Here is an 18,425-nt window from a genome sequence, read left to right as displayed (position 1 = left end):
ATGGCCGCCTATCAGTATGTCTATGTCATGAAGGACGTCACAAAGTCCTATCCGGGCGGCCGTGAGGTGTTCAAGGGGATCACGCTCTCCTTCCTGCCGGGGGTGAAGATCGGTATCCTCGGCGTGAACGGCGCAGGTAAGTCCACCCTGCTGAAGATCATGGCTGGAATCGAGAAAGAATTCGGCGGTGAGGCCTGGGCAGCCGAGGGTGTCCGCATCGGCTATCTGGAGCAGGAGCCGCAGCTGGACCCGAACCTGACCGTGGGCGAGAACGCCGCACAGGGCTTCGGTGCGCTGAAGAAGGCCGTGGAGCGTTTCAATGAAATCTCCATGAAGTTTGCCGAACCCATGTCCGACGAGGAGATGAACGACCTTCTCGCCGAGCAGGCCGAGCTTCAGGAAAAGATTGATGCCGAGGATGGCTGGGAGCTGGACCGTCATCTGGAGATCGCTCTGGATGCGCTGCGCTGCCCCCCGGCGGACAGCCCGGTGGACAAGCTTTCCGGCGGTGAGAAGCGTCGTGTGGCCCTGTGCCGCCTGCTGCTTGAGAAGCCCGACATCCTGCTGCTCGATGAGCCGACCAACCATCTGGACGCCGAGAGCGTGGCATGGCTCGAAAAGACCCTGCGTGAATACAAGGGCACCGTGATGGTCATTACCCATGACCGTTACTTCCTCGACAACGTCACCAACTGGATTCTCGAGATCGAGCGTGGCCGTGGCTATCCGTTCGAGGGCAATTACTCGTCCTGGCTGGAGCAGAAGCGCAAGCGTCTGGCCCAGGAGGAGAAAGAGGAAAGCTCCCGCCAGCGTGCCCTCGCAGCGGAACAGCAGTGGATCGCCAGTTCGCCCAAGGCCCGTCAGGCCAAGAGCAAGGCCCGTATCACCCGTTACGAGGAAATGCTGGCTGCCGGGCAGGAGGCTGCTGGAGGCACGGCGGACATCGTCATCACGCCCGGTCCCCGTCTGGGTCAGACGGTCATCGAGGCCGAGAATCTCTGCAAGGGTTTTGGTGACCGCCAGCTGATCGACAATCTCAATTTCAAGCTGCCGCCGGGTGGAATCGTGGGGGTCATCGGGCCGAATGGTGCCGGCAAGTCCACGCTCTTCAAGATGATCACCGGGCAGGAGCAGCCTGATTCCGGCTCCCTGAAGATCGGTGATACGGTCAGGCTGGGCTATGTCGACCAGTCCCGTAATGATCTGGACGACAGCAAGACCGTCTGGGAAGAAATTTCCGGCGGAACGGACGTCATCCATCTGGGCAAGCGGGCCGTGCCGTCCCGTGCCTATGTCGGGGCCTTCAACTTCAAGGGGCCGGACCAGCAGAAGCGTCTGGGCGTCCTCTCCGGTGGTGAGCGCAACCGCGTGCATCTGGCCAAGATGCTCAAGGAGGACAACAACGTCCTGCTGCTCGACGAACCGACCAACGATCTGGACGTCGATACGCTCCGTGCGCTGGAGGATGCCTTGGAATCCTTCGCAGGCTGTGCCGTGGTCATCAGCCATGACCGCTGGTTCCTCGACCGTCTGGCCACGCATATCCTCGCCTTCGAGGGGGACAGCCATGTGGAGTGGTTCGAGGGCAACTTCCAGCAGTATGAGGAAGACAAACGCCGCCGTCTGGGGCCTGATTCCACGGAGCCGAGCCGCATCCGTTACCGCCCCATCACACGCTGATCGCCTTCCGGGCGGCGTGTCGTGCTGGGCAATGAACTGCGGACGGCCCGCCTGATCCTCCGTCCGGTCAACTGGCCGGACATGGAGGACATGGCGAGGCTGAAGGCGGATGTCGGGGCGTTCGGGTCCATGCTGGGTGGCGTGCGCAACCGTGCCCGGGCCGAGGCCGAAATGGCCGAGGACGTGGCCTTCTGGGCCGAGCGGGGCATCGGCATCTTTTCCATTATCGAGCAGGGCCGTTTCGTCGGCATGACGGGCGTGCATGAACGTCCCGATGGCCGGGGAATCGGCCTGCGTTTTGCCCTGTTCCCGTGGGCTGCCGGGCGTGGCATCGCCCGTGAGGCTGCCGGTACGGCCCTCACCTTCGTGCTGGATGCGGGGGTGGAGCGTGTCGTCGCCGTCGCCCGTGAGGACAACCGGCCCTCCCGCATCGTGCTGGGCAGCATCGGCATGAGCCTGCTTGACCAGTTCGAGCGGGACGGGCACATCATGCTCCTGTATGAAAAGAGACGGATGCTGTTCCAGTGGTGAACGGCTCCGCCCCGGTCACAGGGGACAGGCAACAGGGAAGCCGGGACGATGACGACGCACATATTCATTGATGGTGAGGCCGGAACGACGGGGCTGGGCATCCGTCGGCGTGTCGAGGCCGTGGCGGACCGCCATGACCTGAAGCTGCTGAGCATTGACCCTGCCCAGCGGAAGGACCCTCAGGCCCGTCACGACCTCATGGCACAGGCCGACATCACCGTGCTGTGCCTGCCGGACGATGCGGCCCGTGAGGCCGTGGCCCTGGGGCAGGACACGGGTACCCGTTTTCTGGATGCCAGCACGGCCCATCGGGTCAATCCGGACTGGGTCTATGGTCTGCCGGAGCTGGATGCTACCCAACCGGAACGGATCAGGAAGGCCCGGTTCGTCAGCAATCCCGGCTGTTATGCGACGGGTGCCATCGCCCTGCTGAGGCCGCTGGTTCAGGCGGGACTGCTGCCGGTGGACGCTCATGTGTCCATCAATGCGGTGTCCGGCTATAGCGGCGGTGGCCGTACGATGATCGAGCAGCAGGAAGAGGCGGGTGGCCCGGCCTTTTTCCTTTATGGCCTGAATCTTCAGCACAAGCATCTGCCGGAAATGACGCAGTATAGCGGCCTGACACGCAATCCGCTGTTCGTGCCGTCTGTCGGGCACTTCCCTCAGGGGATGATCGTGTCCATTCCGCTGCATCTGGTGTCCCTCCCCGGCGTGCCGATGATCGAGGATGTCACGGCTGTCCTCAGGGAGTTCTACAGGAATGCGAAAACCATCCGTGTCGTGGAGTCCGAGCCGAAGCTGGTGGCCGAGGTCATGGCGGGCCGGGATGACATGGAGCTGCGGGTGAGTGGCCATAGCGGGCAGGCCCTTCTGACGGCGTCTCTGGACAATCTCGGCAAGGGGGCCTCCGGTGCGGCCATGCGTAACATCCTGCTGATGAGCGGGCAGGATATTGCCTGAACCGGCAGTAACAGGGGCAGGGGTGGATTTTTTCTGCCCCTTCTACTGGTTCTTTGGGACCAGATATTTTATAAGCGGGCCGTCTTCTCTTCCTGAAGGAGAAGTGGACTGATGGGCGAGAGTGGCGGAACTGGTAGACGCAGTCGGCTCAAAATCGACCGCCGCAAGGCATAGGGGTTCGAGTCCCCTCTTTCGCACCATATTTTGCAGGACATGACAGTGAAGTGATGGGTGGCCCGGCCGGGATGAGCTGGCTTGACCCCTTCTGGTGCCTGTGACACCTAGGAAAAAAGTAACCGTTTGCCGTGAGGGGCCGCTGCCGCCTGCCTGTGGTGGGGACGTGCGGTGTCTTGCGCCTTCTGAATCATGGATGACCTGCCAATCATGACCGCAGCCAAGCCTTCGCACCGTCCCCGGCGGCCCTATTTTTCATCCGGCCCATGTGTCAAACGTCCGGGCTGGACACCAGAGGCCCTGAAGGGGGCTTTCCTCGGGCGGTCCCATCGTGCGGCAGAAGGACGGGCGCGGCTCCATGAGGTCATCACCCGGTCGGCGGCCCTGCTGGGTATACCGGAGGACTGGCAGGTTGGCATTGTTCCGGCCTCCGACACGGGAGCCGTGGAGATGATCCTCTGGGCACTGGCAGGGCAGCGTGGCATGGATGTCCTGTCCTTCGAGAGCTTTTCCGGCACGTGGGCGCAGGACCTGAAGGACATCCTGAGGCTGGAAGACCTGCGTGTTCTGGAGGCTCCCTATGGCGAGCTGCCGGACATGGCGCAGATCGACTGGTCCCATGATGTGGTGCTGACATGGAACGGCACGACATCAGGCGTCTGCATCCCCTCCGTGGAGAGCGTCCCGGCGCAGCATGACGGCCTCGTGATCTGTGATGCCACCTCGGCCGCCTTTGCGATGGACCTTCCGTGGGACCGGCTGGATGTCGTCACATGGTCCTGGCAGAAGGCCCTGGGCGGTGAGGCAGCTCATGGCATGGTGGCCCTCAGCCCGAAGGCGGTCCGGCGGCTGGAAGAGGGCAACCAGAGGCCGTTGCCCAAGATTTTCCGCCTGACCAATAAAAAAGGGCTGAATGAGGCCATATTCCGGGGGGACACCATCAACACGCCGTCCATGCTCTGCGTGGAGGATGCGCTGGATGGCCTGCGCTGGGCTGAATCCATTGGAGGGCTGGAAGCCCTCAAGGCCCGCTCCCGCAGGAATCTGTCCATCGTGGAACGCTGGGTGGCGGACCGTGACTGGGTGGCCTTCCTCAGCGAGAAGAAAGAGACACGCTCCTGCACCTCCATCTGCCTGAAGATCACCGCCCCGTGGTTTGAGGCACTGGATGATGCGGACCGGTCCAGGGTCATCAAGGCCATGACGGGCCTTCTGGAAGAGGAAAAGGCCGGGTACGATCTGGCTGGTTATCGTGATGCGCCCGCCGGTCTGCGCATCTGGGGAGGGGCCACGGTGGAGGCCGAGGACATCGAGGCCCTGCTGCCCTGGCTTGACTGGGCCTTTGCCCGTATCGAAGAGAAGTTTGCTGCGTCATGATCAACGGTCCCGAGACATCCAGTCCTGCTCTGCTGCCGATGGGGTTCGTGGACCTTCTCCCCGCCGAGGCGGAGGCGGAGGCCCGTGGCCTTGCTGAAGTGATGGACGTGTTTTCGTGCCATGGGTATGAGCGTGTCCGTCCGCCTCTGCTGGAGTTTGAAGGCTCCCTGCTGAGCGGAGCCGGTGAGGCCCTGGCGGAGCAGAGTTTCCGTCTGCTGGATCCGTCCTCCCACCGGATGATGGCCCTGCGGCCGGACATGACGACCCAGATTGCCCGCATTGCTGCGGTGCGGATGCAGGACAGTCCCCGCCCGCTCCGTCTCTCCTATGCAGGGGACTGTGTGGTGATCGGCACGCTTGGCCGTGAGGGGCAGCGGCAGATATCGCAGGCCGGAATCGAGCTGATCGGCCCGGACAGGGCCGAGGCGGATGCCGAGGTGATCGCCCTTGGGGCGGAGGCTCTGGCCCGTCTGGGCATTGCCAACGTGTCCTTTGATCTTTCCATGCCCGTCATGATCTGGAGCCTGATTGAGGAGAGCTTCTCTGGCACCGAGCGGGACAGCATCATCCATGCGCTGGACAGGCGGGATGCCGCCGCCGTGCGGGACTGTGGCGGCCCGTGGGCGGAGCTTCTTCTGGGCATGATGGCGGCCGTCGGCCCTGCCGCCACAGCTCTGGAAAAGCTGGAGATGCTGGATTTCCCCGACATGCTGAAACCTCATGTCGAACGGCTGAAGGCTGACGTGGCGGCGATTCTGGCCCGTATGCCGGATGCCCGCCTGACAGTGGACCCGGTGGATTTCCGGGGCTGGCGGTATCATACGGGGGTCTGCGTGACGGTTTTTGCCATGTATTCCCGTGAGGAGCTGGGGCGTGGCGGCCGCTATCTGGCCGGGGAGGAGCCGGCCTGCGGGCTGACCCTCAACCCCCATGCCTTCCTGCGGGTTGCAGAAAAGCCGAAACGGCGGAAACGGTGCCTCGTGCCATCCATCATGGCGGCAGAGGTCTTGTCCAGCCTGCATGAGGCAGGCTATGCCACGATCGCATCGCTTGGGGAATCAGGCGAGATGGAGCAGGAGGCGCATCATCTGCGGTGCAGCCATATCTGGAAAGATGGAAAACCCGTCGCATTGGCACGCTGAGGTGCTGGCAGGGGCTGCCATCGTGAGACGTTGAGGGAAGACATTCTTATGGCCAATGTTACCGTAATCGGAACCCAGTGGGGCGATGAGGGTAAAGGCAAGATCGTTGACTGGCTGGCCAGCCGGGCCGATATCGTTGTCCGCTTTCAGGGCGGGCACAATGCCGGCCATACGCTGGTCGTGAACGATCAGGTCTACAAGCTTTCCCTGCTTCCTTCCGGTCTGGTTGGCGGGAAGATTGGCGTTATCGGCAATGGCGTGGTGGTGGACCCCAAGGCCCTGATGAGCGAGATCGACCGTGTGACGGAACAGGGACTGACCGTCACGCCGGAAACGCTCTGGATTGCCGAGACGGCTCCTCTCATCCTGCCCCTGCATGGTGCGCTGGACCGTGCCCGTGAGGTTGCCCGTGGCAACCACAAGATCGGCACGACAGGCCGTGGCATCGGTCCGGCCTATGAGGACAAGGTGGCCCGCCGGGCCATCCGCATCTGCGATCTTTCCGAGCCCGAAACGCTGGACTGGAAGATCGATGAGCTTCTACTCCATCACAACACGCTTCTGGCTGGTCTGGGAGCGGAAACCTTCACCAAGCAGCAGATTCTGGACTTCCTGAAGGAGATCACGCCCCGTCTCCTGCCCTATGCCTGCTGTGCGTGGGACCGTCTGGCCGAGGCGGACCGGGCTGGCAAGCGTATCCTCTTCGAGGGGGCACAGGCTGTCATGCTGGATGTGGACCACGGGACCTATCCTTTCGTGACAAGCTCCAACACGGTGGCGGCCATTGCGGCTTCCGGCAGCGGCATGAGCCCGAAATCCGTCGGGTTCGTGCTGGGCATTGCCAAGGCTTACACAACCCGTGTTGGTGAAGGGCCTTTCCCTTCCGAGCTGTTTGATGAGGTCGGAAAGGGCATGGCCGAACGTGGGCGTGAGTTCGGGACCGTAACGGGCCGTCCCCGCCGCTGTGGCTGGTTCGATGCGGCCATGGTCCGCCGGGCCGTGCGTGTTGGTGGCGTGAGTGGCGTGGCCCTGACGAAGCTGGACATTCTGGATGGCATGAAGGAAGTGTCCATCTGCGTCGGTTATGAGCTGGACGGCCAGAAGATTGACAGTTTCCCTTCCGCACCGGGGGCCCAGGCCCGTGTGAAACCCGTTCTGGAGACCATGCCGGGCTGGAACGAGACGACCGGAGGTGCCCGTTCCTGGGCAGAACTGCCGGCGCAGGCCATCAAGTATGTCCGTCGTATCGAGGAGCTGATCGGTACGCCGGTCACCCTGCTGTCCACCAGCCCGGAGCGTGAGGACACCATCCTCGTGACGGATCCTTTCGAGGGCTGAATAATCCACGACAGGTAGCATTTGAAAAGGCCAGCCTTTTGTAGGCTGGCCTTTTCATGTTTGACATTCTAGACAATGTCTTGCCGGGATCATGTCTGGTCTTGGGTTGTGGTGTTCCATGAAGGAGGAGTCTCTTTCCGCATGAGGAAGATACTGTGTGCAGGAGGCATGGCCTTGGTGTTTGCCTTGGCAGGATGTTCGTCTTATGGCAATCGTTCCATCAAGGATGAGACGGCAGCAACGGTCGACCAGAAAATTCAGGATGGGGTGACGACCAAGGACCAGGTCAAGACCATGTTCGGGGATCCGCTGGAGATCAACTATACGGATGGCGGCCGTGAAGTATGGAAGTATGAGTTCAAGACGCTGCATGAGAATGGGGAGAACTACATTCCTTATTACTCGGCGTTTTCAAACGGAAGACACGGAAAGGCCAAGACGGTTCTGATCATTTATGATGACAAAGGGCACGTCTGGCATCATACGTTCTCCATGTCCAAGATTGCCACGCATAATGGTGTGGCGGACTGAGCGTCCTTGGGCTGGCATGCATGCAAAAAAAGGGAGTGTCCAGTCTCTGGACACTCCCTTTTTCGTCTGATGTCCCGTTGAGGACAGCCTGACCTGCCGTTCAGGCCCTGTTGTCAGGGAACAGCCTGTCCAGCAGTTTCTTCAAGACCTTTCCGACGACAACTGTCATGGCGGTCTCGACAGCGAATCTAAAAAGTACTCTGAACATGAAGAAAGCCTCCTTCTAGGCGGGTGTCCACTCGATTTCCGTGGACGGGGACAGGCTACTCCGCTTTGGCGTCGCCGACCAGCCCACGGGCATAATCTTCAGCGGAGAAAGGTCGCAGATCTTCGGCCTGCTCGCCAACGCCGACAAGATGGACAGGCAGCCTGAACTGTTCGGCCAGGGCCACCACGATTCCACCACGAGCGGAACCATCCAGCTTGGTCACCACCAGCCCGCTGACATTCACAAGCTCCCGGAAGGCCCGCACCTGCTCGATGGCATTCTGCCCGGTGGTGGCATCCAGCACCAGCAGGACGCTGTGTGGTGCGGAAGGGTCGAATTTCTGCATTACCCGGATGATCTTGGCCAGTTCATCCATCAGGGCCTGACGATTATGCAGGCGGCCCGCCGTATCCACGAGGAGAAGATCGGCCTTTTCCTCCGTGGCCCGTTTCAGCCCGTCATAGGCCAGTCCGGCGGCATCGCCTCTCGGCTTGCCAGCGATGACCGGTGAGCCGGTGCGTTCCCCCCATATCTGGAGCTGTTCGACGGCGGCCGCCCGGAAGGTATCTCCCGCCACCATCATGACGGACCTGCCCTGATGGTGATACTGGTGGGCGATCTTGCCGATGGTCGTGGTCTTGCCCACACCATTGACGCCCACCACCAGCACGACATGCGGTTTCCTGCTGTCGTCCAGTTCGAAAGGCTGGGCCACGGGTTCCAGAACCCGGGAAATCTCTGCGGCCAGCGTCTGGCGGATTTCCTCCGGGGTGATGTGCTCCCCGAAGCTCTTTTCACGGAACTGCTCGATGATCCGCCCGGCCACGGCAGGGCCAAGGTCGGCGGCGATCAGCTCGTCTTCGAGTTCTTCAAGTGTTTCATCATCAAGTTGCCGTTTGACAAACACCGCATTGAGGCGTGCGCTTGAACGGGACAGACCCTGTTTGAGTCGAGAAAAAAATCCAGCCATGACTGTCGAATTGGTGCGAGAAGGGGGGAGCCGTCAAGCCCTGCTCAGGGGATTTCTGCGATGAGCATTCCGTCCTGCACGCCTGTCAGGCGGATGCGTTCCAGCCTGCCCCGCCGGGATGAGGATGCGCCCTGAAGGGTGAAGGCGGCGAACTCCGGCGTGTGGCCTGCTGTCGGGCTTTCCATGAGGACGGTCTTCTCCTGCCCGACAAAGCGGTGAAGGAAGCGGTCCCGTATGGTCTGGCCCAGTGTCCGCAGTCTGGCGGCACGCTCCTGCCGTGTGGATCTGGGCATGGCGGGCATCCGGGCTGCCGGTGTGCCGGGGCGTTCGCTGTAGGGAAAGACATGGAGGAAGGGAATGGCCTGTTCTGCCAGAAAATCATGTGTTTCCTGAAAGAGGGCCTCCGTCTCGGTCGGGAAACCGGCAATCACGTCGGCCCCGAAGCCGGTATCAGGCCGCAGGCGGCGGACCTGACTTATCAGCCCGGCCACGTCTGCCGTGCCGTGGCGGCGTTTCATGCGCTTCAGGATGAGGTCGGACCCGGCCTGAAGGGAAAGATGCAGATGCGGCATGAAGCGGGGTTCATCCGCAATCAGGTCCCAGAAGGCCCTGTCGCCCGTGTCAGGCCGGAGAATCATGGGGTCGATGGAGGAGAGACGCAGGCGGGCGATCTCCGGCACCTCATCCAGCAGGTGACGGCAGAGCTGGCCCAGCCCCATGCCGTTCCGCTGCCATGAGGCGATGTCCACGCCTGTCAGGACGATCTCGCAATGTCCGGCCTCCGTGAGGGCACGGGCCTTCGGAATGATCGCCTCCGGGGCCATGGAGGTGGACTGACCCCGTCCCGCTGGGATGACGCAGAAGGTACAGTCATTGTCGCAGCCTTGCTGGACCTGGAGGAGAGCACGGATGTGGCGGGATGGTGGGGGAGCCCGTCCCGCCTCATCAGGCAGGCCCCATGTGGCCGGGAGCGTCTTTTCCGTATTGGGGATCACCCGGCTGACACCCGGCAGGGTGGCCCATGCCTCCGCCGCCCGCTCGGAGGCACAGCCCGTCACGATGATGCGGGCTGTCGGGTTTTCCCGGTGGGCACGGCGGATGGTCTGGCGGGCCTGCCGTTCGGCCTCCGCCGTCACCGTGCATGTGTTGACGATGATGGTCTTCCCGTCCTGCGCCTGCCCCTGACGGGCCAGATGCTCCATGGTGTCGCTCTCATGGGCGTTCAGGCGGCAGCCGAAGGTGAGAAGGGTGACGCTCATGGCGTGGGCGTCTGTCCGTCATCCAGCCAGTCCTCATCCAGCGTGCCCGTGAAGACGGTCTGGGCCGTGCCGGTCATCATGACGGAATCGTCGTCCTGCCACGTGATGGCCAGGGAGCCGCACTCCATGGTCACGCGGCATGTCCGCTCCACGAGTCCCCGCCGCACGGCATTGACGACCGCAGCACAGGCTCCGGACCCGCAGGCCAGCGTCAGTCCGGCACCCCGCTCCCAGACACGGAGAAGGATGTGGGTGGGAGACAGGATTTCCGCAAAGCCGACATTCACCCGCTCCGGGAAGAGGGGATCAAGCTCCAGCTCAGGCCCCATCGTGGCGGCATCCTCAATGGAGCGGAAGAGCGTCAGATGGGGATTGCCCATGGAGCAGGCCGCTCCGTCATGAAGAGGCAGATGGGCCGTGTCGCATTCCCGGGCGAGAGGGATGTTCTGCCAGTCCAGATGGGGCTTGCCCATCAGGACGGAGATCAGCCCGTCTTCCTGTGAGGTAGGCAGGAGGCCACCCTGTGTCTGGAGGGTCGGGTTTCCGCCCAGCAGGGCGGCAACGCAGCGGGAGGCATTGCCGCAGGCCCCGGATTCCGACCCGTCCGGATTGAAGAAGCGGACCAGCACGTCGGCCCCATCCTGTGTCGGTGCCGAGAGTGTGACGAGCTGGTCGCATCCCACGCCGGTGCGGCGGTTGCAGAGGCGGCTGATGAGAGCGGTGGACAGGGACAAGGGTTTCTCCCTGCCATCCAGAATGACGAAATCATTCCCCAGCCCGTGCATTTTTGTGAATGAAATGCTCATGATGCCCCTCTGAGACGTGATGAAAGTTGTTCCTTCTATAATGTTGTATCGTTCGGGTAAAATAGGACTTGAACATTGCTTCATCTTTTCTTGATGAAGAGGTAGCGTGACTCATGGGGAAGAAAGCCATTGTTCGCAGGTATGGCCGCCCTATATTAGGGGCCGGACAGAGGGACAGCAGAGAGGGGACAGCGTGCAGGGCCTACACGAAAAAGCGTTCACACAGGCATCATCTGAGCCGGATGGAGCCTTCTGGGCACGGCAGGACCTAGACTCCCTGATGGACATGGGGGCCCGCACGGCCATCACCGCCCTGTACCGTACCGCCCTGCCCGTGGGAGGACGCACGCTGGACCTGATGTGCGGAGCCATGAGCCATCTGCCCGAGGATGCCACCTTTCAGGAATTCGTCGGACTGGATGTCAGCGGTGCGGCCCTCGGGGCGAATCAGGCTCTGGGCCGGTCCGTGGAGCAGGATCTCAACAGTACGCCGGTCCTGCCTTTCGAGGATGCGAGCTTTGACGGTGCCCTCCTGTGTGACGGGCTGGCCTATCTGACCAGGCCGCAGCAGGTCGTGGAGGAGCTGTTCCGTGTCCTGCGTCCCGGTGCGCCGCTGATCGTCAGTTTTTCCGACAGGTTCGTGCCGACCAAGGCCGTGGCCATCTGGCAGGCCCTGGAGCCGGAAGACCGGGTGCGTCTTACCAGTGCGCTCATGCAGCGGGCCGGCTTTGCGGAGCTGGATACGGGTGAGGTCGTGCCGCCGGAGGACCTGACGGCGTGGCAGGATACGGTGCGGGCCGTCATAGGCCGCCGTCCCGTGGCTGGCTGAGGTGGAAGCCGCCGTGCAATTTTGGTGGTGATCGTCTCTGGCCTTGCAGGGCATAAAGGGGTATTCACCGCTTTTCTGGCTGTCACAGTCTGGTTCGTGGCAGCATGTGTATGACCGAGTGTTCGTTGACGATGCCTTTTCCTGATACCCATCCCGCCCTGACCCGTGCCCTGGCCGAGCGTGGTTATGAACAGCCGACCCCCGTGCAGGAGGCGGTGCTGGAGCCGGGACTGGAAGGGCGTGACCTGCTCGTCTCCGCGCAGACGGGTTCTGGCAAGACGGTGGCGTTCGGTCTGGCCTTTGCCTCCGACCTGCTGACGGAAGGGGACCGGATGGCCCCGACCCGCTCCCCGCTGGCCCTGGTGATCGCCCCGACCCGTGAGCTGGCCATGCAGGTACAGATGGAACTTTCATGGCTCTATGCCGAGACGGGTGCCCGCATTGCCAGCTGCATCGGTGGGACGGATGCCCGCCGTGAGGCCCGTTCCCTGGAGCGTGGTGCCCATATTGTCGTCGGTACGCCGGGCCGTCTGTGTGACCATCTTTCCCGTGGCAAGCTGGACCTGACGGGGCTGCGTGTCGTCGTGCTGGACGAGGCTGACGAGATGCTGGACATGGGCTTCCGCGAGGAGCTGGAGCAGCTGCTGGATGCGTCTCCGAAGGAACGACGCACCCTGCTGTTTTCCGCCACGATCGCCCGGGAGATTGCCTCCCTGGCACGGCGTTATCAGCAGGATGCCAGGCGGATCGATACGGTCTCCGGCCAGAAGCAGCATGCCGACATCACCCATCGTTGCGTGGTCACGGCCCCGCAGGAGGTGGAACGGTCGCTCGTTAATGTGCTGCGCTATTATGAGAGCCAGACGGCCATGGTGTTCTGCAACACCCGCCTGCTGGTGAATCAGGTCCAGGCGGCCCTGCTGGAGCGGGGCTTCGCCTCCGTCGCCATTTCCGGCGAGATGGGACAGAATGAACGCTCCCGGGCCATCGAGAGCCTGCGCTCCGGTGCCGCCCGTGTCTGCGTGGCCACTGATGTGGCGGCCCGTGGCATTGACGTTCCGGCTCTCGGGCTGGTCGTTCATGCCAGTGTGCCGTCTTCTTCCGACACGTTCCTGCACCGTTCCGGCCGTACGGGCCGTGCGGGGCGCAAGGGCGTGAGCGTGCTGATGGTGCCGTTCAACCAGCGGCGCAAGGCGGAGCGTGTTCTGGCGCAGGCCCGTGTGAAGGCTGACTGGGAGCCGGTACCGACGGCAGAGGCCATTGCCGAGCAGGATGCGCAGCGTCTGCTGGAAGATCCGATCCTGACTGGGGAAGCCTCTGTTGTAGTGCCGGAAGAGATCGTGGCCAGGCTGACGGAACGTTTCGATGCCACGCAGCTGGCTCAGGCTCTGGTCGGATTCCACAAGGCGCATCTGCCCCGTGTGGAGGACATCCGTCCCGTGTCCGTCGAGCCGCCAGCCCGTGGTGCCGCCCGTGAGGGGGGACGTGGGTATGAGATGGCCGGGTCGTGGTTCCGCCTTGGGGTGGGACGCAGCGAGAAGGCCGACCCGAAATGGCTGATTCCGCTCATCTGCCGTCTTGGCGGTGTGCAGAAGAGGGATATCGGCAACATCTGCATCCAGCAGGATGACACGCTCTTCCAGATTTCCGATGAGAAGCTGGCCCGCTTCAATGCCTGCCGGGCAGGAGCGGAACAGGACGAGGTGACCATCGAGCCGGCCGAGGCTCCTGCCGGTGGGGCAGGTCCCCGCCGTGGCCGTGGTGGCCCGCCGGGCGGACGTCGCTTCGGTGCGCCGAAAGGGCGTTTTGGTGGCCCCGGTGGCGGACGTCGTGAGGGGCGTGAAGGCCGGGAAGGGGGCCGTGGCCCGTCATCCTTCAAGCGTCGTTCTGGCCCGGCCCGCAGCGGCGAGAAATCCACCCGCCGCCGGAGCTGATCCCATCGTTGCTGGATTGGAGAAGGAGGGGGTTACCCCTCCTTTTTCATGACGGCCAGCCCGCCGGATGCCTGACAGACGGGCATGAGTTCCAGATGGTTCACGTTCATGTGGGCAGGCAGCCCGATCAGCCATGAGACGGTTTCTGCGATGTCGGCAGGCATCAGGGGCGTGGTGTTCTCATAGACGGCACGTGCCTTTGCATCATCACGCAGCCGCACGTTGCTGAACTCGCTGCCGCCCACGAGACCGGGTTCAATGGTCGTGACACGTAGGGGCGTGCCGAGCAGGTCCGTCCGCAGGTTCTTCATGAACTGGGAGACAAAGGCTTTCGTGGCTCCGTAGACATTCCCGCCTCGATAGGCGTAATGACCCGCCGTGCTGCCGATGGAGAGGACATAGCCCTGCCCCCGTTTGATCATGCCGGGGAGCAGGGCATGGGTGATCTCCACGAGGCCGGAGATGTTCGTGTCGATCATGGTTTCCCAGTCATCAACGCTGGAATCCTGCGCTGGTGTGACTCCCAGTGCCAGCCCGGCATTGTTGATGAGGACATCCACGTCCTGCCAGCCTTCCGGCAGGCTTCCGGGCAGGGCACGCAGGGCGGCCCGGTCGCTCATGTCCAGCGTGAGGGGGAGGAGCGTGCTGCCGAGTTCCTCATGCAGGCTGGCCAGCCGTTCACTCCGGCGGCCCGTGGCGATGACACGGTGTCCTTCCCGGACCAGCCGTGAGGCGATGCTGCGGCCAAAACCGGATGTGGCCCCCGTGACGAGGATGGTCTGTGGCTGTGTCATGGTCAGGACTCCGTGCATGATGAATAAAAAACAGGACCATCTTCTGTTATGATCGCCGGATGTTCTGTTTGTAAGAGGTGTTCATGCCGATTCTTGAGCCGACCGAGACATTGACGGGCCGTCTGCTGGTTGCCAGCCCCGTTCTTGCGGGAACGGAGTTTGCCCAGACGGTCATCTATCTCTGCGCCCATTCCGAGGAGGGGGCCATGGGGATGATCGTTAACCGTCGGCTGACACATCCGGACATCAGTGAGCTGCTGCGTCATCTGGACGTGTCTCCCAACCCGCCGCAGCGTCTCTTTGGTGTGGGTGTTGGCGGGCCGGTGGAGCCGGGCCGTGGTTTCGTCCTTCATTCTCCAGAGGGAGGCGGGATCGGCCGTGGCAGGATGGGGAACCGCCTGACCGTCCTGCCGGAGGAGCAGCCCGTGGCGGAGGTCAGTGCCAGCCTCGAGATGATCCGGGAGCTGGCGGCAGGCCGGGGGCCACGGCAGGCCATGCTTCTGCTCGGTCATTCGTCATGGGCGGCCGGGCAGCTGGAGGAAGAGATACTGCATGGCAATGCCTGGTATGTCGTCCCGGCGGATGAGGAGATCGTCTTCGGTGTGGACCCGTCCACGAAGTGGCAGCGTGCCCTGGCCAGTGTCGGGCTGGAGCCGTCCTCCCTCTCCGCTGCGGTCGGGGAGGCATAAGCTTTCTGCGGGGCTGCCTTTCTATTGCCCGTTTCCTGCTTTCGTCTCAGACTTCACATGCCTGAAAGGTTCCGGACTCTCCGTGCGGACAGTTGTTCCGGCACATGAATTCGGAAATGCCCTCTTGAAACGGGCATGATCGTGCCTAAATTTTAGGCACGGTCTGTCGCCATACCGGGGCGGGCTGAACATTCGTCGCTGCCAGGACTGGGGCGAGAAAGAGAGGCAGATATCATGGATATTCAGAAATTTACGGAGCGTAGCCAGGGGTTCCTTCAGGCAGCCCAGACCATCGCCCTGCGGGACTATCATCAGCAGCTGACGCCGGAGCATCTGCTCAAGGCCCTGCTGGATGACGAGCAGGGTGCGGCGGCAGGGCTGATCCGTGCCGCAGGCGGGGACCCGAAGGTCGTCCGGCAGGCCAATGATGCGGCTCTGGCCAAACTGCCGGCCGTGCAGGGCAGCGGGGCGTCCCAGCCCCAGCCGACGCCTGATTTCGTGCGGGTGCTGGATGGTGCGGAAGCGGCTGCCAAGGCGGCTGGTGACAGTTTCGTGGCGCAGGACCGTCTGCTGGCAGGGATTGCCGTAAGCAGGACTCCGGCCGGTGAGGCCCTGCGGCAGGGCGGGGCGTCTGCCCAGGCTCTGGAAAAGGCGATTGCGACCGTCCGCAAGGGGCGGACCGTGGATTCGGCCTCGGCAGAGAACAATTTTGATGCGCTGAAGAAATATGCCCGTGACGTGACGGCCCAGGCGCAGGAAGGCAAGCTGGACCCGGTCATCGGGCGTGACGAGGAAATCCGCCGGGCCATTCAGGTGCTGGCACGTCGCAGCAAGAACAATCCCGTGCTGATTGGTGAACCCGGCGTTGGCAAGACCGCCATCGTGGAGGGGCTGGCCCTGCGTATCGTCAATGGCGATGTGCCGGAGGCTCTGCGCAACAAGAAGCTGCTTTCCCTCGACATGGGGGCACTGATTGCCGGTGCGAAATATCAGGGTGAGTTTGAGGAACGTCTGAAGGCCGTCCTCAAGGAGATTGAGAGTGCCGAGGGGCAGATCATCCTCTTCATTGATGAGATGCATACGCTCGTTGGCGCAGGGCGTTCCAGCGGGGCAATGGATGCGTCCAATCTCATCAAGCCGGAGCTGGCCCGGGGTGTGCTGCACTGTCTTGGTGCCACGACCTTGGACGAGTACCGCAAATATATCGAGAAGGATGCCGCTCTGGCCCGTCGCTTCCAGCCGGTCTTTGTGGGTGAGCCGTCCGTGGCGGACACGATCTCCATCCTGCGTGGGATCAAGGAGAAGTACGAGCTGCATCATGGGGTGCGGATTACCGACAATGCGCTGGTTTCCGCAGCGACCCTGTCCAACCGCTACATCACGGACCGTTTCCTGCCGGACAAGGCCATCGACCTGATTGACGAGGCGGCCAGCCGCCTGCGGATGCAGATTGACAGCAAGCCTGAGGCTCTGGATGAGCTGGACCGCCGTATCATCCAGCTGAAGATCGAGCGTGAGGCCATTCGCAAGGAGGATGACACGGCCTCCCGTGAGCGTCTGGAAGCTCTGGAAGCTGAACTGGCTGACCTTCAGGAGAAGTCTGATGCGATGAGTGCGGCCTGGCATGCGGAGAAAGACCGCATGAACGCCGTGCAGAAATACAAGGAAGAACTCGACCATGCCCGGTCCGAGGTCGAGGTGGCGCAGCGTCAGGGGAATCTCCAGCGGGCATCCGAGCTGATGTACAGCCGTATCCCGGAGCTGGAACGTCAGATCGAGCAGGCCCAGCAGGTGGAGGCCCAGTCTGACGGTATGTCTCTGTTTGCTGATACCGTGACGGATCAGGGAATCGCCGCCGTCGTGTCCCGCTGGACCGGCGTGCCGGTGGACCGGATGCTGGAGGGCGAGCGTGCCAAGCTCATGCGGATGGAGTCCGTGCTGCGTGAGCGTGTCGTGGGGCAGGAATCGGCCTTGGTGGCCGTATCCAATGCCGTGCGCCGTGCCCGTGCCGGGTTGCAGGACCCCAACCGCCCGATCGGTTCCTTCCTGTTCCTTGGTCCGACCGGTGTGGGCAAGACCGAGCTTGCCAAGACGCTGGCGCAGTTCCTCTTTGATGATGAGCGTGCCCTGCTGCGGATCGACATGAGCGAGTTCATGGAGAAGCACTCCGTCTCCCGTCTGATCGGTGCCCCTCCGGGGTATGTCGGTTACGATGAGGGTGGCGTGCTGACCGAGGCCGTGCGGCGGCGTCCCTATCAGGTCATCCTCTTTGATGAGGTGGAGAAGGCGCATGAGGATGTCTTCAACATCCTGCTTCAGGTGCTGGATGATGGCCGCCTGACGGACGGGCAGGGTCGTGTGGTGGATTTCCGCAATACGATCATCGTGCTGACCAGCAATCTCGGCTCCGAGATTCTGGCGCATCAGAAGGACGGTGAATCAACCGAATCCGTACGGAATGAGGTGATGGAGGTTGTCCGGGCGCATTTCCGGCCGGAATTCCTGAACCGTCTGGACGAGATCATTCTTTTCTCCCGTCTCCAGCGGGCGGATATGGGGCAGATCGTGGAGATTCAGCTGGGCCGCCTGCGGCATCTCCTGGCTGACCGCAAGATCACCCTGTCTCTGGATGAGAAGGCACGGGAGTGGATGGCCGAGGCCGGGTATGATCCGGTCTATGGTGCCCGTCCGCTGAAGAGGGTGATCCAGCGTGAGTTGCAGAACCCTCTGGCCGGTCTCCTGCTGGAAGGGACCATCCATGACGGAGATGAGGTGACCATCTCGGCCAATGATCAGGGACTGCTCATAAATGGACATTCGGCAGCCCAGAGCTGAATGGTGTGATGGAAGGCCGCCCCCTAGGGGGCGGCCTTTTTTCTGCTGTCGATTCTTTTTGGTGGGGGTGATTCGCTGGGGGCTGTGTTTTTGGGTTTATGTGGCTGTTTTCTGGGGTTTTTTAGGATTGAGTGAAGAAACTTTGAGAAAGTTTCGGGAATCGTGTTGACCGTGTGTGGGTATCTGCGTATAAGCCCATTCACCGGCGGCGCTGGAGCGGAAGTTCTGGGGCGGTTGGGGTGATCATTGACAAGAGAATATGGGTTATAAAGTAGAGACTGGAAGGGATATGTTGGCGGCGTTTTCGTTGGCGAAGGCTGATGGAAGACGGAAGCTGATGTATCTGACTTTAAGTTTGATGCGTTGAA

Annotated in this window: 15 protein-coding genes and 1 tRNA gene; 12 read left to right on the top strand and 4 right to left on the bottom strand. The window is 62.4% G+C overall.

Features of this window, described 5'->3' with window-relative positions:
- From ettA to CPA56_RS06600, 8 genes are all read left to right on the top strand, one after another.
- Positions 1-1,680, top strand: a complete 1,680-nt coding sequence (gene ettA / locus CPA56_RS06635; RefSeq protein ID WP_182041243.1) for an energy-dependent translational throttle protein EttA — start codon at positions 1-3, stop codon at positions 1,678-1,680.
- A gap of 21 nt (positions 1,681-1,701) precedes the next feature.
- Positions 1,702-2,211 (top strand): GNAT family N-acetyltransferase, encoded by a 510-nt coding sequence (locus tag CPA56_RS06630; protein ID WP_182041242.1) that lies wholly within the window; start codon positions 1,702-1,704, stop codon positions 2,209-2,211.
- A gap of 48 nt (positions 2,212-2,259) precedes the next feature.
- Positions 2,260-3,171: an N-acetyl-gamma-glutamyl-phosphate reductase gene (argC, locus tag CPA56_RS06625; RefSeq protein ID WP_182041241.1), complete on the top strand. Its 912-nt coding sequence runs from the start codon at positions 2,260-2,262 to the stop codon at positions 3,169-3,171.
- 115 nt (positions 3,172-3,286) lie between these two features.
- A tRNA-Leu gene (locus CPA56_RS06620) sits at positions 3,287-3,371 on the top strand.
- Between the two features lie 184 nt (positions 3,372-3,555).
- Positions 3,556-4,722 carry a phosphoserine transaminase gene (locus CPA56_RS06615; protein WP_182041240.1) on the top strand — a complete coding sequence of 389 codons (1,167 nt, stop codon included), beginning with the start codon at positions 3,556-3,558 and terminating at the stop codon, positions 4,720-4,722.
- The gene (locus CPA56_RS06610; RefSeq protein ID WP_182041239.1) at positions 4,719-5,864 is read left to right on the top strand and encodes an ATP phosphoribosyltransferase regulatory subunit; all 1,146 of its coding nucleotides are present in this window, start codon (positions 4,719-4,721) and stop codon (positions 5,862-5,864) included. Before CPA56_RS06615 ends, CPA56_RS06610 begins: the two co-directional genes overlap by 4 nt.
- Before the next feature lie 48 nt (positions 5,865-5,912).
- The gene (locus tag CPA56_RS06605) at positions 5,913-7,202 is read left to right on the top strand and encodes an adenylosuccinate synthase (RefSeq protein WP_182041238.1); all 1,290 of its coding nucleotides are present in this window, start codon (positions 5,913-5,915) and stop codon (positions 7,200-7,202) included.
- A 141-nt stretch (positions 7,203-7,343) separates the two neighbouring features.
- The gene (locus tag CPA56_RS06600; protein WP_182041237.1) at positions 7,344-7,733 is read left to right on the top strand and encodes a hypothetical protein; all 390 of its coding nucleotides are present in this window, start codon (positions 7,344-7,346) and stop codon (positions 7,731-7,733) included.
- A 263-nt stretch (positions 7,734-7,996) separates the two neighbouring features.
- Here the strand turns inward: CPA56_RS06600 and ftsY are convergent, their stop codons facing one another.
- The 3 genes from ftsY to dapF are packed head-to-tail and all read right to left on the bottom strand — an operon-like array spanning position 7,997 to position 10,976.
- Complete coding sequence (gene ftsY / locus CPA56_RS06595; RefSeq protein WP_182041236.1) at positions 7,997-8,911, bottom strand: signal recognition particle-docking protein FtsY; 915 nt, start codon at positions 8,909-8,911, stop codon at positions 7,997-7,999.
- 44 nt (positions 8,912-8,955) lie between these two features.
- Positions 8,956-10,170, bottom strand: a complete 1,215-nt coding sequence (locus CPA56_RS06590) for a MiaB/RimO family radical SAM methylthiotransferase (RefSeq protein ID WP_182041235.1) — start codon at positions 10,168-10,170, stop codon at positions 8,956-8,958.
- Entirely contained in the window at positions 10,167-10,976 is an 810-nt protein-coding gene (gene dapF, locus CPA56_RS06585; protein WP_182041234.1) for a diaminopimelate epimerase, read from the bottom strand. Before dapF ends, CPA56_RS06590 begins: the two co-directional genes overlap by 4 nt.
- 193 nt (positions 10,977-11,169) lie before the next feature.
- On the opposite strand from dapF, the gene CPA56_RS06580 reads away from it, so the two are divergent.
- Positions 11,170-11,805 (top strand): class I SAM-dependent methyltransferase, encoded by a 636-nt coding sequence (locus tag CPA56_RS06580; RefSeq protein WP_326831308.1) that lies wholly within the window; start codon positions 11,170-11,172, stop codon positions 11,803-11,805.
- 131 nt (positions 11,806-11,936) lie between these two features.
- Positions 11,937-13,739 carry a DEAD/DEAH box helicase gene (locus tag CPA56_RS06575; RefSeq protein ID WP_182041233.1) on the top strand — a complete coding sequence of 601 codons (1,803 nt, stop codon included), beginning with the start codon at positions 11,937-11,939 and terminating at the stop codon, positions 13,737-13,739.
- A 32-nt stretch (positions 13,740-13,771) separates the two neighbouring features.
- On the opposite strand, the gene CPA56_RS06570 is transcribed toward CPA56_RS06575, so the two are convergent.
- Positions 13,772-14,533, bottom strand: a complete 762-nt coding sequence (locus CPA56_RS06570) for an SDR family NAD(P)-dependent oxidoreductase (RefSeq protein ID WP_182041232.1) — start codon at positions 14,531-14,533, stop codon at positions 13,772-13,774.
- An 83-nt stretch (positions 14,534-14,616) separates the two neighbouring features.
- Here CPA56_RS06570 and CPA56_RS06565 point away from each other — a divergent pair, with 83 nt between their 5' ends.
- Both CPA56_RS06565 and clpB read left to right on the top strand, forming a co-directional pair.
- Positions 14,617-15,222 carry a YqgE/AlgH family protein gene (locus CPA56_RS06565; protein WP_182041231.1) on the top strand — a complete coding sequence of 202 codons (606 nt, stop codon included), beginning with the start codon at positions 14,617-14,619 and terminating at the stop codon, positions 15,220-15,222.
- A gap of 234 nt (positions 15,223-15,456) precedes the next feature.
- Positions 15,457-18,057, top strand: coding sequence for an ATP-dependent chaperone ClpB (gene clpB, locus CPA56_RS06560; protein ID WP_182041230.1), 2,601 nt, complete (start codon positions 15,457-15,459; stop codon positions 18,055-18,057).
- Positions 18,058-18,425: the final 368 nt, after the last annotated feature.

The organism is Bombella mellum (assembly GCF_014048465.1).
In the GTDB taxonomy this organism is placed as follows: domain Bacteria; phylum Pseudomonadota; class Alphaproteobacteria; order Acetobacterales; family Acetobacteraceae; genus Bombella; species Bombella mellum.
Note: the sequence above shows the minus strand (reverse complement) of the source record. Positions and strands in the feature narration are given on the sequence as shown.